We start from the raw sequence: 13,155 nt of genomic DNA, 5'->3' as shown, positions 1-13,155 counted from the left end.
GGCCGAATGAACGATGGCGCACTTCGTCGACCGCCGGTTGAACCCGAAGGACAAGAGTCTTAGCAACAGGCGCCGGTTTCTCAAACGGGTTCGCACTCAAATCAAGAGGGCGGTCGAAGAAGCCGTGCGCGAACGTGGCATTGCCGATGTCGATCGCGGCAAGGACGTTTCCGTGCCCACAGAAGGGATCGCCGAGCCGACTTTCAGGCAATCGCGTGAAAGCGGCCGGCGGGAACAGGTCTTTACCGGAAACAAGACCTTCCAGACCGGCGACAAGATCGAAAAACCGCCACAGGGCGGTGCGGGCGGTGCCGGCAAACAGGGCTCGCCGGACGGTGAAGGCGAGGATGATTTTCTGTTCGCGCTCTCGCGCGAAGAGTTCCTCGATTTCTTCTTTGACGATCTCGAGCTGCCCGACCTGATCAAGCAGAGCCTGAAGGAAATCACCAAGACCCATCCGCGCCGGGCAGGATATTCGACCACAGGTGCTCCGGCCAACATCAATGTTGCGCGCACAATGCGCAACTCGCTTGGCCGAAGGATCGGACTTGGCCGCCCCAAAGACAAGGAAACGCTGAACCTGTTGAGGCGTATTCTGCTGCTGGAACAGATTTCCTCCCCCACCAAGGAACAGATAGACGAACTCATCGCCCTCAGGGCAAAGCGTGACCAGATCATGAGGCGTCGCCGGGTGGTGGCCTATATCGACCCGCTGGACGTTCGCTACAATTATTTCGAACAGCAGCCCGAACCCAATGCAAATGCCGTCATGTTCTGCCTGATGGACGTATCTGCTTCCATGGGAGAACGGGAAAAAGACCTGGCCAAGCGGTTCTTCATGCTGCTGCACCTGTTCCTCGACCGGCGTTATGAAAAGACCGATATCGTCTTCATTCGCCATACCCATGATGCATCCGAAGTGGACGAGGAAACCTTCTTCTATTCTCCCCAGACCGGAGGAACCGTTGTCAGTACCGCTCTTGTCATGATGAAAGACGTCATAGACGAGCGATATCCGCCATCCGAGTGGAACATTTACGCCGCTCAGGCCTCCGATGGTGAGAACTTCAGCGGCGATTCTTCAAAATGCGCATCGCTTCTGAACGAGGAGCTGATGAAGATCTGCCAGTACTTTGCCTATGTCGAGATTGTCGACGAGGACGAAGCTCAACTGATCAACAGCGAAGCCAGTGGCATGGAATTATGGGAGTCCTATCGTCAGGTCGCTGATATCTGGCCGAATTTTGCCAGGAAACGTGTTTCCAAGGCCTCCGATATCTATCCCGTTTTCCGCGAACTCTTCGCAAAGGATCATGCAGGAAAGAACCATGGATAGGCGTGCCGAATCTTCCAAATCGACCCCGCTGTTCGATCAGGCCGACTGGGATTTCGATACGCTACGCAGAACCTTTGACGCGATTGAGCACGTGTCCCGGACAGATCTGGAGCTGGACACCTACCCCAACCAGATCGAGATCATTTCGTCAGAGCAGATGCTCGACGCCTATTCCTCCATCGGCATGCCGCTGATGTATCATCACTGGTCATTTGGCAAGCATTTCCTCGGCCATGAACGCCTCTACAGAAAGGGTGCACGCGGGTTGGCCTACGAGATCGTCATCAATTCCGATCCGTGCATCAGCTATTGCCTTGAAGAAAACACCATGCCGCTTCAGGCGCTCGTCATGGCGCACGCAGCCTTCGGCCATAACCATTTTTTCAAGTCCAACCACCTGTTTGAACAGTGGACAGACGCGGAAGGCATTCTTGACTATCTGGAATATGCGCGCCGGTTTATCGCAGGCTGCGAGGAAAAGCATGGTGCCGATGAAGTCGAGGCTCTGCTTGACGCTGCCCACGCGCTGATGTCCTTCGGCGTATTCCGGCACCGCCGTCCGCGCCAGCTGTCCCTGCGCGAAGCAGAAGAGCAACGTCAGGAACGGCTCGCCGCGGCGGAGAAGAACGTCCATTATCTCTGGAACACCATTCTCGACAAGCCGGCCGACGAAAGAAACGGCGACGCCGCGCTGCTGGAACGCAAACGCGAGATGCAGCTTCCGGAGGAAAACCTCCTCTATTTCCTCGAGCTCTACAGCCCTATACTGCAATCCTGGCAACGTGAAATCCTCAGGATCGTGCGCAATGTGGGTCAGTATTTCTATCCGCAGAAGCAGACCAAGGTGATGAACGAAGGCTGCGCCTGCTTCGTCCACTACTACATTTTGAACGCACTCTACGCCGAGGGCCGCCTGACGGACGGTGCCATGCTGGAAATCCTGCACAGTCATTCCAACGTGCTGACCCAACCCGGCTTCGATGATCCGCGCTATGGCGGCATCAATCCCTATGCTTTGGGTTTTGCCATGATGCAGGACATCAAACGGGTGTGCGAGGAACCAACGGAGGAAGACAGGGAATGGTTCCCCGACATTGCGGGGTCAGGAGATTGGCGTAACGTGCTGAAACACGCCTGGGCAAACTATCGGGACGAGAGTTTCATCCAGCAATTCCTGTCGCCAACTGTCATGCGGCGCTTCCGGATGTTCGCTCTGGCCGATGAGGCAAGCGCCTCCTATTGCACCATCACGGGGATCCACAACGATCACGGCTATCGTCATTTGCGCGACGTGCTGGCCCGCAATCACGATCTTTCCAACATGGAACCGGACATCCAGATCGTTGATGCGGATTTACGGGGAGATCGTTGTCTGCACCTGCAGGCTGTTCGGCGCAATGGCGTTTCACTGGACGCCGACAGCAAAGCGGCCACGTTGAGATATGTTGAACAATTGTGGGGCTACAAGGTCGAACTGAAGGAAGTCAACTCAACCACCTAACCTGGCTTCAACCTGATTTTTGAATGAACACCGGCACCGGGCTTCAAACTCGGTGCCGGTGTTGTTTGTCAACGTCCGGTGAACTGAGGCGCGCGCTTTTCCAGCAGCGCATCCACTGCTTCAGAGTGATCCTCGGTCTGGTGGCACGCTCCCTGATAAACGGCAGCCAACTGCAGCAGACTGTCGAAACGGGTGTTCAGACCTTCCCGCAACAGGCGCTTGGCCATGCGCAATTGGCGAGGCGGGTTTTGCGCAATTCGTGATGCCAGCCTGTTTGCTTCGGGCAACAGTTCTTCAGGTTCGGTCACCTTCGAAACGAGCCCCCAGGAAAGCGCCGTTTCAGCATCCACCGGATCGCCCGTGAACGTCATTTCGGCTGCCCGTGAAAGGCCGACCTGACGCGGCAGCAGCCAGGCGCCACCATCGCCGGAGATCAAGCCGACACGAACAAAGTTCTCGGCAAACGTTGCACGGGAAGACGCGATACGGATATCGCACATGCAGGTCATGTCGCATCCAGCGCCGTAAGCAGGGCCGTTGACCGCCGCGATCAGAGGCACTTCACATTCCCAGACAGCTCTGGCAACACGTTGAATTCCTTCGCGATACCGATCCTTTGCATCAATAGCATCACCGCCGAAGATCGATGACTTTTCCTGCATGTGTTTGAGGTTGCCGCCGGATGAAAAGGCCTTGCCCGTTCCGGTCAGTATGGCGCATCGCACGGACTGGTCTGCGTTGATCGTATGCAATGCGTTGACGAGCGCATCGCAAAGATCCGCGTCGGTCAACGCGTTGCGCGTCTCGGGCATGTTGAGGGTCAAGGTCACCACGTGACCTTCTTTCGTAACTAACAGCTTGTCGGTCATGTCAGTGGCCTTTCGAATTCAGGATCATGCGCGCGTCGACAACTTCATAGCCATCTGGCCGCACAATAACCGGGTTCAGATCAATTTCCCTGATTTCCGGATGGGCAAGCGCCAGTTGGGAGACCTTCATCATCAGATCGGTCAGCGCGTCCTTGTCGACAGGCAATCCGCCGCGCACTCCATCCAAGATCTTGCTGGACTGTATTTCACCAATCATCTCTTCAGCATCTGCCCGGCTCATTGGCAGGGCCCGGAAGGAAACGTCCTTCAACACTTCCACGAATATGCCCCCGAGACCAAACATCATGACCGGGCCAAACATGGGATCATGCACAACACCGATGATTATCTCGACCCCTGGCTGTGCCATCGGTGAAACCAGAACCCCATGAATATCAGCGTCCGGATCGTAGGCACGCGCGTTCGAGAGGATTTCCCGATACGCCTGGCGCAGCGCATTCTCACCGGAGAGCTTGAGCTTTACCCCACCTGCATCCGACTTGTGCAAAATGTCCTGGCTGACGACTTTCATCGCCATTGCCCCATCGCCAAGCTCCCCCGAAACCCGGACCAGATCTTCTTCGCTGCGGGCGAGCATCTGTCCCGGAACCGCAACATCGTAAGCTGCCAGGAGATCCTTTGCTTCGTGTTCATAAAGGGCGTCTCTTTGCGCGCCGCTGACCTCGGTCAGAATTTTCATGCCCTCCGCAGTTGGACCGTCAGGGACGATGAGAGGCGATGATGCGTTCCTGGCCCTGGCCCTTGCATAGTCAATCAGTTCCGCGACGCACCGAACGGCAGGTTCGGGCCAGACAAAGACCGGGACGCCTGCATCCTTCAGTACCTCGATGGGTTTCGGACGCAGGGTGTTGTAGACACTCTGCACGATCAGAGGTTTGCCATACTTCTCAGGCAGTGCTGCCAGCTGCCGGGAAGTTTCGATTTCCGCGTCGAGCAACGCCGGATTGAAACGGGCGGCAAAGCCGCCATACATGCCGATGATCATCAGGATGTCGACATTCTCATCCGCAAGAAGGAATTCTGCGCATGTTGCACTGACCGATGGATCGTCGTCGGTGCCCCCGGCAACGTCCACCGGATTGATGCAGGATGCCGCCGCGGGCAGTGCATCCCGCAGCTTCTCAATTGTTTCCGTGGACAGGTCAGCAAGCTCAACACCGGCGTCGACCAGAGCATCGACTGTCACTGTTGCGTGGCCGCCGCCATCTGCCAGAATGGCCACCCGGCCTCCTTGCGGAACAGCCAGCTTGGAGAGCCCCTCGGCAATCGACAGGATCTTGTCCGACTGCTCAACGACGGTTGCTCCGGCCTGCCGCAACAGACCCCGGGTCAGGTCGAAGCTGGAGGCCAGCGACCCGGTGTGAGAACTCGCCGCAACCTGTCCGGCTTCGGTTCGGCCGGACTTATAGACGACGACCGGTTTTTTCTGCGTCACCTCCCTGCAGGTTTCCAGAAACGCACGCCCGTCCTGAAAACCCTCGACATAGAAGACCGGCGCCCTTGTGTCGTCATCATCACCGAAATATTGAAGATACTCGGCCAGGTTCACATCCAGCTGGTTGCCGACTCCGATGTATGATGAGAAACCAACACCTCCCCGGCGCTTCGCCTCTGTGACAAAGGCAAGCATCATGTTGCCCGACTGGGAGCAGATGCCGATGTTTCCCGGCTCCACGTCCTGAACGCCAACCATGTTCATCTTGTTGTGGAGGTTGAACACTCCGTTGGTATTCGGTCCGACAATCCTCACGTTGTGTTTTCTCGCTGCCTCCAACGCGTCTTTTGTGATGGCCTCACCGTCTGCTCCGATTTCGGCAAATCCGGCCGCCAGCACGACGGCTCCCGGAATATCCTTCTTGCCGCATTGCTCCAAAATGGCCGGTAATGTCTTTGCCGGCGTGCAGACAAGTACCACGTCGATCCGGTCATCGACTTCCAGAACGGAAGCGTAGGCTTTCAAGCCGAGGATTTCAGGCGCTTTCGGATTGATCGGGTAGATCCGGCCCTCGTACCCATCCGCGCGCAACATTCGGATTGCCTGGTTGCCGCGTTTGAAGGGATCGTTCGAAGCCCCGATAATGGCGATGGATTGTGCCTTGAAGATGTTGTTGAGTGCGTTGCTCATGAGCTTAAGTCCTGCCCTGTTATCTGCCCTTGAAAACGGGTGCCCGCTTTTCCGCAAAGGCGTTGACACCTTCCTGCCAGTCTTCGGTCAACATGCAGGTGCGCAGCGCATCCAGTTCAGTGACCAGGCGCGAGGCGTGGTCCCGATGCGCGTTGTTCAGGTTTTCCTTGGCAAAACGCATCGAAAACGGCGCTTTGGCGCCGATTTCAGCTGCAAAGGCAGCAACTCCGGCCTCGAATTCTTCGTCGGCAAGGACCTTTGTCGCGAGGCCGATATCAACGGCTTCCGCGCCATCAATCCGCCGTCCCGTGAAGATCAGTTCACGCGCTTTCGCCAGACCGACAAGCCGCGGCAGAATTTCAGTGACGCCTCCGCCCACATGGGTTCCGATGGAGATCTCTGGAAACCCGATCTGTGCGCTCTGCTTCATCAGAATGAAATCAGCTGAACAGGACATTTCCGCCCCCGCGCCGAGGGCATATCCATTGACTGCTGCAATGATGAGCTTTGGATGTTTGTAGATTGCTTCGCAGACATCGTTTCCAAGCTGCAGATACTGCAGTTTTTCCAGCTCGGTCCGCGTTCCTGCCCCGTGCTCCTTCAGATCGGCTCCAACGCAGAAAGCGCGGCCCTCGCCCGTCAGCACGACACAGCGCACATCAATGTCGTTTGCAGCCTCGCTCAAGGCTTCGATGGTTTCGGCATAGAGCTCGGATACGACTGCATTCAGCCGATGAGGCCGATTGAAGCGGATTTCGGCAACCGGTCCGTTCCTGCGATAGATGATGGTCTGGTACGGCATGACGCCCTCCTTTGAAAATTCGGACGTGACATGCGCAGGAGGCACAAATATTCTCAATCCAGTATTATAAGAACAAATGTTCTTTTTTGTCCAAGCGCGGAGAGCGGCTGTGTCTTCCAATCAAAAAAACGAAATCTGCAAGCAACTGCTGAGAGACGTTGACTCCCTACCGCCACGCCTGCAGCTCGCCGCGAAATACATTATCGACCATGCCAACGACTTTGGTCTCGACACGATCCGGGCGACGGCGGACAAGATCGGTATCAGCGCCAATTCCCTTGTGCGCCTCGCCAACCACCTTGGTTTTGCAAGTTTTGAGGACCTGCGCGAACCATTTCGGATTTCTCTGGTGGAACAGTATGACACCGCCGGCGGAGACGGCTGGATCGACCGCCTGTCCGACAGCGGCGAGTTCGGACAGTCTCATGCCCAAACAGTTCGCAATGAAGTCGATATCGTCAAACAGTCGCTTCGTCTTCTCACCGTGGAGAAGACGGAAATGGCGGTGGACATGCTCAAAGGGGCTCGCAGTGCTTACGTAACAGCGACGCGCGCCAGCTACGCACTCGCCTATTACTTTCACTATGTCGGCCGCATGGCGCTGCCGAACCTGCATCTGATTCCCCGGCACATGGGCAGCCCGGTCGATGAAATGATCTCGGTCGGCCAGGAGGACGTTCTCCTGGCGATTACATTTCCTCCCTACAGCGCAGACACGATCAGCGCATTGAGACTGGCAAAACGAAACGGAACACGTGTCATCCTGATTTCCGATTCAGAACTTATTGCGCCCAATATCGATGCGGATCTTTTCCTGAAGGTGTCGCTAAATTCTCTGCACCACTTCAGCTGTTTTTCAGGCGCAATGGTGGTCCTTGAGTGCCTGCTCTATCACCTTGTCAGCCGAGGCGGAGACGACGCGCAGGCCCGCATTGCGAGCTATGAAGCGCTCCGGGAAGATTTCGGCGCTTACTGGCAGGCCAAGTTGCCGAAGTTGCGCAAAAATTAGTTTCTTCTTCAAATTGCAAGACATAATGCGAGCCACTCCCACTCAGTGCCTCCTTTCCTCCAGAGGCATGCGCCTTCCGCATTGATATCACAGCCTGTTTCCTTCATTTGCTATGAAAGCAGACTCACCTTTTTCCAGAAGTTTTCCAATCTTCAGCGTTTTCCGGGCGTCGCTCGTGCCTTGCTTGACTTTTATCAAATGTAACATATTTCAACAAAAGAGTTGCATTTGTAATATTTTTACCGTTAGCTCAAGCCAATCACACGCGTGGTGCCGTATTGGACAAATCGCGGTGAGGTCCTCGCACCGCTGCCCCTCGGTGCCGGTCACGACGAGCCTGAGCAAGGGAGGAAATCATGCTCAAGTCACTGAAATTCGGAAAAGTTCTCGCCCAAGTCACTCTGGCTGGCGCCCTGACGATGTCTGCGATGAGTGCGGCGACAGCCGCTGACATGCGCCTGAAATTCGCAGGCACCTTCCCGGTCGATCATCCGGGCACCAAGATGATGGAGCAGATCAAGGCGGACATCGAAGCAGCCGATGTCGGGCTGAAAATGTCGATCTTCCCGGCCAACCAGCTCGGTTCCGGTGAAGCGCTCATGGAAGACACAATTCGCGGCAACATCGACTTCACCGCTGCCTTCATCTATTCGCACAAGGATCCGCGGCTGGAATTCCTGTCGATGCCTTTCCTCGTCAACAATTTTGACGAGATGGACAGCGTGATGCGCAATATGGACTCCCCTTTCAACCAGATCCTGCAGGAACGCCTGAACGAATTGGGTCTTCGCCTCCTGGCCAACAATCCCGAAGGGTTCACCGGAATTGTTGCGAGCAAGAAACCGGAGAACTGGAATACCCTCGGCGCCAAGGACATGAACATTCGCGTCTGGTCTTCAAACGTGATCAAGTCAATGGTTGAAGGCATGGGCTATCAGGCCACCACCATGGCGTGGGGCGATATCTTCCCTGCTCTTCAGTCCGGGATCGTCGACGGCGCGATCTGCTGCACCAAGTCAGCGACCTACTCCATCTTCGCGCAATCGGATGTCGGAAACTACTACGTTCAGTACAACTCGGTTTCCGAGCTGACTTCCTACTACGCGTCTGAAAAAACATGGGCCAAGCTCAACGACGAGCAGCGTGCCGTTGTTCAGGCGGCTTTCACCAAGGCTTCCGACGATTTCTTCGCCTATAACCGTGCCAACGACGCAGAGTTCGGCAAGAAGCTTGAAGAGAAGGGCTATGAGATCCTGGCTCTCAACGATGACGAACAGGCCGAAATGGCTGCCTGGGTGCGTGAAAACATCTGGCCGACAATGGTTGAAACCGTAGGGCAAGACACTCTGGACCGCCTGACCGCCGAATAATCGGGCGAACGGGCCGGCGGCCCTGGTCGCCGGCTACTTTTATCAGGCAGCCTTTGGGAGGGGCGAATGACCGAGATCGTGGACCGACTGCCGCCAGCCGCTGCGCGCCCTTTGAGAGCGGTCATCAACTTCATGCGCCTCTTCGTCGCCGCCGGCGGCCTCTTGATGGCCCTCACGTTCTGCGCGGTGGTCGTTATCCGATACGGTTTTTCCGGCAATCTCTTCGCCTATGAAGAATGGCTGCTGGCGATCAGTTTCTGGTCCTTCTTCTTCGGAGCTGCTCTTGCGGCAGAAAGAAAATCTCACGTCAATGCAGACATTCTTGGCGTCGTGCTGGGCAAATCGAAACTGGCCTGGTGGCGCGGTCTGCTCGTCTACATCATCGAACTGGTGATCGGCCTCTACATTGTCTACTGGTGCTACCTGGCAGTGGAGAGCGAAATCATTGCCTATCCGCTCTGGGAAACGACCACTGCACTCAAGATTCCGGCCGTTTTTCCGCGTGCCGCGATCCTGGTCGGTTTTTTCTTCATGACCCTCTTCAACGCAATCTACATGGTGCTGCATCTCATCGATGGTCCCGAAGGATTTGAGGCCGCGCATCCGGAGACCGAACAATGATCATCTTCGGAAGCATTCTCATCATCTGCGGCCTGCTGCTGCTCGGGGTCAGTGTCTATATCGCCTTTGGCGCTGTTCTTCTTTTCCTTGCCCTGACCGGGGGACATGACATCACCGGCTATCTCCCAGCCGGCTACTGGAAGATGAACACACTGGTTCTCCTCGCAATCCCTCTTTTCATGATTGCCGGAGCCATCATGGAGAAGGGCAAGATCGCGGCGCCACTGGTTGCCCTGGCCGAACTTTTCATCGGCCACATCAAGGGCGGCCTTTCAGCAGCCGCCGTCGTCGCCAGTGGCATCTTCGGTTCGATTTCGGGCAGCGCAAATGCGACGCTGACGTGCATCGGCGGCATCATGATGCCTCACTTGCGCAAGGCCAATTATCCTGAAGGACTGTCCGCTGCGTTAATCGTCAGCGCCAGTCCCCTGGGCCTGCTGATTCCGCCAAGTTCCTCGCACATTCTTTACGCCTGGGTCGCCCAGCAATCAGTGCTCAAGGCGTTTCTGTCGACTGTTATTCCGGGCATCATCCTGATCATTCTGCTGATCGTCACAAATCAGTTTGCCTTGCGCAAATACAAGGACATAAAGGTTACAGACCGGCCGAAAGACTTCGTCCCCGAATTCAAACTGCAAACGCGCCAGGCCATGCCCGCTCTGTTCATGCCGCTGATCATTCTTGGCGGTATCTATGGTGGCATCATGACACCAACCGAGGCTGCCGGCGTTGCCGTGGTCTATTCGATCCCGATCGCGATTTATGTCTACAGAGGACTGACCTGGCGCAGCCTGATCAACACATTGTCGGATGCAGGTATCACCATCGGCGTCGTCATGACGATGATCTTCATGGTCCTGATCGTCAGTCGGTTCCTCATCTTCGAAGACATCCCGACCATTGCGCGCGAAATGGTGTTTTCCGTCTCGGAAAATCCAATCGTCATCCTGCTCATGGTCAATCTTGTTATGATCCTGATCGGCATGCTGATGGACGACATTTCAGGTCTGCTTCTTTCGACACCGCTGTTGCTACCGATTGTCCAAAGCGTAGGCGTCGATCCGATCCACTTTGCCGCAATCCTGGGCGTGAACCTGGGAATGGCCAATGTGACGCCTCCCACAGCGCCGCTGCTTTATCTCGGGGCCCAGGTGACAAACACTCCGGTGAGCAAAATGCTCGGCCCGACCTTCCTGTTCATCTTCTGTGCGTGGCTTCCAACCCTTGCAGTGACCACCTTCGTGCCGGCGCTGTCGCTCTGGCTGCCCGATCTGTTGTTAAGCCGATAGGCAATTGCAGGAGGTGCAGCGCCATCGTTCAAGGAATGTCCCGGCTGCAGTTGTTGCAAATGTAATAACTGTTGCTCTTGGGTGTAACGAATGATCAGATCAGCGCCCGGAAATCAGGCAGGGAGACTCGTTTGCCACAGGAAAAGACGACCGACATGAACACGTATCTCAGTGTCAGCGAACGTTTAAAGGAAGTGTTTCCAGGATTGCCGCGCGCCTTGAAGGTTGCCGCGACCTATATGCTGGAACATCCGGGCGACATCGCAACTCTGTCGATGCGCCAGGTCGCCTCCAGTGCCGGTGTCTCCCTGCCGAACTTTGCGCGCCTGGCCAAGACACTCGGCTATGAAACCTATGGCGAGCTGCGTGAAATCTACCGCAAGCAGGTGCAGCAAAACGATATCAAGGAATATCACCTGCGCGCAGAAAGCCTGCAGAAGACCGGTGGCGATACCAGCAAACGCGAAGTCTGGGAAGAATTCCGGTCGTCAACCCTCGCCAATGTCAGCGCAATATTCGATTCCATCGATCCGGATTATTTCTCCAGTGTCGCCCACATACTGAACGAGAGCCGGCAAATCTTTGTCGTCGGGATGCAGGCCTCGGCGAGCTTTTCCGCCTACACTCATTACATAGGTGGCATGGCAAGCGGAAAAATCCGACTGGTCCGTGGTGAAGGTGGTGTGTTTGCCGATCCTGTTGCCGATATCGGTGAAGGCGACGTGATGATATCCATCAGTCAGCAACCCTGCGCCCGTGCTTCAATCGAATTGGCAATCATCGCCCGGGAGCGCGGCGCCAAGGTCGTTGCCATTACCGACAGCCCCGCCTCCCCCATTGCATTCGAAGCGGACTACGTATTGCTCGGACCGAACCGCAGCCCGCTGTTTTTTGAATCTTATGTCGGCACCACGGTGCTGATAGAGGCCCTGATCGGCTTCTTCACCATCGGACAATCCAGCGACGTGGTTGAGCGGATTGAAAGGATCGAGGCGGACCGAATGCGAATGAATGAATACTGGAAGAACAAGAAAGCCTGAATGATGAGTGCCAACGAGACTCTTTCGCTGCTGGCCTGCCAGATCAGCATTCCACCAATGAAAACTGCGGCGGAACGAGATGCTCACCTGGAAGAATCCGTTGCAAAAGTGAGAGCAAAGCTGGCTACGGAACCGGCGGTCGATCTGGTGGTTCTACCTGAACTCTCAAGCATCGACTATTCGCGCGAAACGTTTTCATGCCTGAATGACCTGGCAGAGACCCTGGAAGGCGCGTCGTTTCAAGCCTGGCGGAAAGTCGCCCAGGAGTTTGGCGTTCATGTTTCCTATGGCTTTCCGAGGGCGGACAGGAACGGTCCTTTTATCAGTGTCGGAGTGGTCGGTCCGAATGGCACCCTAAAAGGCTATTACGACAAGCTGCACCTGGCCCAATATGGCGCATCGATGGAAAAGGAGTATTTCAATCGCGGAAACCACCTTTTCGCCTTTGAGGTCAATGGCTTCCGGCTCGCTCCCATCATCTGTTACGACATTCGCATTCCGGAACTTTCCAGAACGTTGGTGATTGACCAGAATGTCGATGTTCTTCTTCATTGCGGCGCTTATTACCGCGATGAGAGCTTTCATACCTGGCATGCCTTCGCCGTCGCCAGGGCGCTAGAAAATCAGGTTTTTTTCCTGTCCCTGAACAGAGCCGGAAAAACCTACGGCAATTCCCTGTTCTGCCTGCCCTGGCAGGATGAAAATACTCTACCGCTTTCGTTTGCTGAGACTGAAGAGGACTTTCGGGTCATCACCATCAACAAAGCGACGCTCAAAAAGGCACGCAGCGACTACACTTTCCTCAAGGACCGGTTGGAGCACTATCGGATAGACCTGATGAAGGCCTAACTCTCCGGTCCCACCTGAAAACCCCGCCGGGACAACCGTGCGGGGTCTTTTTTTCTGAATGCCCGACGAAGAAAGCTTTGGAACCACCGAGGTCTGTCAGATTGGAATTTGTTTTGTGCGTTGCTCAGACTTATCGAGCGTTCTGTTTAGGCTTTTAGCCTGTTTGACGTTCTGTTTTTGAGTGAGGGCACTTAGTTTTTCACGTCAGGAAGCCCTTTTAGTTTTTGCTCTGTTTCCGTTTTCGACGTCAAAAAGCCCGCGGGAGTGCACCGTGCGGGCTTTTTTTGTTTTGTTGTTTGTGCATGATTTTCTTGTTTTGTGCG

At 55.5% G+C, this 13,155-nt stretch carries 11 protein-coding genes; 8 read left to right on the top strand and 3 right to left on the bottom strand.

What is annotated here, in order from left to right:
• Positions 1 to 13 precede the first annotated feature (13 nt).
• Positions 14 to 1,336 carry a YeaH/YhbH family protein gene (locus ABLO27_RS26160; protein WP_353037050.1) on the top strand — a complete coding sequence of 441 codons (1,323 nt, stop codon included), beginning with the start codon at positions 14 to 16 and terminating at the stop codon, positions 1,334 to 1,336.
• Positions 1,329 to 2,837 (top strand): SpoVR family protein, encoded by a 1,509-nt coding sequence (locus ABLO27_RS26155; RefSeq protein ID WP_353037049.1) that lies wholly within the window; start codon positions 1,329 to 1,331, stop codon positions 2,835 to 2,837. Before ABLO27_RS26160 ends, ABLO27_RS26155 begins: the two co-directional genes overlap by 8 nt.
• Before the next feature lie 68 nt (positions 2,838 to 2,905).
• Here ABLO27_RS26155 and ABLO27_RS26150 read toward each other — a convergent pair whose 3' ends face one another.
• From ABLO27_RS26150 to ABLO27_RS26140, 3 genes are read right to left on the bottom strand one after another with little or no spacing between them, the layout of a single operon-like run.
• Positions 2,906 to 3,706: a crotonase/enoyl-CoA hydratase family protein gene (locus ABLO27_RS26150; protein WP_353037048.1), complete on the bottom strand. Its 801-nt coding sequence runs from the start codon at positions 3,704 to 3,706 to the stop codon at positions 2,906 to 2,908.
• 1 nt (position 3,707) lies between these two features.
• Complete coding sequence (locus ABLO27_RS26145) at positions 3,708 to 5,852, bottom strand: acetate--CoA ligase family protein (RefSeq protein ID WP_353037047.1); 2,145 nt, start codon at positions 5,850 to 5,852, stop codon at positions 3,708 to 3,710.
• A gap of 19 nt (positions 5,853 to 5,871) precedes the next feature.
• On the bottom strand, positions 5,872 to 6,654 hold the full coding sequence (locus ABLO27_RS26140; protein WP_353037046.1) for an enoyl-CoA hydratase/isomerase family protein: 783 nt from the start codon (positions 6,652 to 6,654) through the stop codon (positions 5,872 to 5,874).
• A gap of 109 nt (positions 6,655 to 6,763) precedes the next feature.
• Here ABLO27_RS26140 and ABLO27_RS26135 point away from each other — a divergent pair, with 109 nt between their 5' ends.
• The 6 genes from ABLO27_RS26135 to ABLO27_RS26110 all read left to right on the top strand — a co-directional run bounded on the left by ABLO27_RS26135 (position 6,764) and on the right by ABLO27_RS26110 (position 12,832).
• Positions 6,764 to 7,663: a MurR/RpiR family transcriptional regulator gene (locus tag ABLO27_RS26135; protein WP_353037045.1), complete on the top strand. Its 900-nt coding sequence runs from the start codon at positions 6,764 to 6,766 to the stop codon at positions 7,661 to 7,663.
• A gap of 356 nt (positions 7,664 to 8,019) precedes the next feature.
• Positions 8,020 to 9,033 carry a TRAP transporter substrate-binding protein DctP gene (gene dctP, locus ABLO27_RS26130; RefSeq protein WP_353037044.1) on the top strand — a complete coding sequence of 338 codons (1,014 nt, stop codon included), beginning with the start codon at positions 8,020 to 8,022 and terminating at the stop codon, positions 9,031 to 9,033.
• A gap of 66 nt (positions 9,034 to 9,099) precedes the next feature.
• Positions 9,100 to 9,654: a TRAP transporter small permease gene (locus tag ABLO27_RS26125; protein WP_353037043.1), complete on the top strand. Its 555-nt coding sequence runs from the start codon at positions 9,100 to 9,102 to the stop codon at positions 9,652 to 9,654.
• On the top strand, positions 9,651 to 10,943 hold the full coding sequence (locus ABLO27_RS26120) for a TRAP transporter large permease (protein WP_353037042.1): 1,293 nt from the start codon (positions 9,651 to 9,653) through the stop codon (positions 10,941 to 10,943). The genes ABLO27_RS26125 and ABLO27_RS26120 overlap by 4 nt, the downstream gene beginning before the upstream one ends.
• Before the next feature lie 131 nt (positions 10,944 to 11,074).
• A complete protein-coding gene (locus tag ABLO27_RS26115) occupies positions 11,075 to 11,983 on the top strand; it encodes a MurR/RpiR family transcriptional regulator (protein ID WP_353037041.1) in 909 nt (302 codons plus the stop codon).
• The gene (locus ABLO27_RS26110) at positions 11,984 to 12,832 is read left to right on the top strand and encodes a carbon-nitrogen hydrolase family protein (protein WP_353037040.1); all 849 of its coding nucleotides are present in this window, start codon (positions 11,984 to 11,986) and stop codon (positions 12,830 to 12,832) included.
• The last annotated feature ends 323 nt before the right edge of the window (positions 12,833 to 13,155 follow it).

The sequence above is a fragment of the Roseibium sp. SCP15 genome, assembly GCF_040329435.1.
Taxonomy (GTDB): Bacteria; Pseudomonadota; Alphaproteobacteria; order Rhizobiales; family Stappiaceae; genus Roseibium.
The sequence above is the reverse complement of the archived record's forward strand: the minus strand, read 5'-3'. Positions and strand labels throughout refer to the sequence as shown.